The organism is Pseudomonas sp. CNPSo 3701, assembly GCF_028674975.1.
Classification (GTDB): domain Bacteria; phylum Pseudomonadota; class Gammaproteobacteria; order Pseudomonadales; family Pseudomonadaceae; genus Aquipseudomonas; species Aquipseudomonas straminea.
In genome coordinates this window covers 1-583 of the sequence record NZ_JAQZSI010000024.1, presented here as the reverse complement: position 1 = coordinate 583, position 583 = coordinate 1, and the positions used below count along the sequence as shown (strand labels likewise).

1 protein-coding gene is annotated in these 583 nt (G+C 59.0%); it reads right to left on the bottom strand.

Annotated features, from left to right (window positions below):
* A partial coding sequence (locus PVA39_RS23215) for an Ig-like domain-containing protein (RefSeq protein WP_274126070.1) occupies nt 1-583 on the bottom strand: 583 nt, incomplete at both ends.

Here is a 583-nt window from a genome sequence, read left to right as displayed (position 1 = left end):
ACCAAGGGTGCCGTTGGCATTGGTTACCAGACCGGTGAAGCTCTTACCATTCACTGTGAGGGTGACGGTATCGCCAATCTTGGCGTCGCCGCCGACGGTACCGGTGACCGGGATCTGTTGGCTCGACTCTGCAATGTTGATTACGTCGTCGGCGGTGATATTGGCATCGAGCGTAATGGTCGGTACCGGAGCGGTGACGTCGACGCTATAACCTTCGGACGCGGTGCCAGTACCGATATTGCCGGCAGCATCGATGGTGCTGATGCTGGCATTGATGGTTTTGCCGGCATCGGCAACCAGGTCGGCGCCGGGGACATTGATGTTGAAGCCCAGCGTGCCGTTGGTATTGGTTACCAGCCCAGTGAATTGCTTGCCATTGATGGTCAGGGTGACGGTGTCACCGACCTTGGCATCGCCACCGACAGTACCGGTGACTGGGATCTGCTGAGTGGACTCAGCGATGTTGATCACGTCATCGGCAGTAATGTTGGCGTCGAGGGTGATGGTCGGCACAGGTGCGGTGACGTCGACGCTATAGCCTTCGGTGTCTGTCGCGGTACCGGTGTTACCGGCGGCGTCGGTG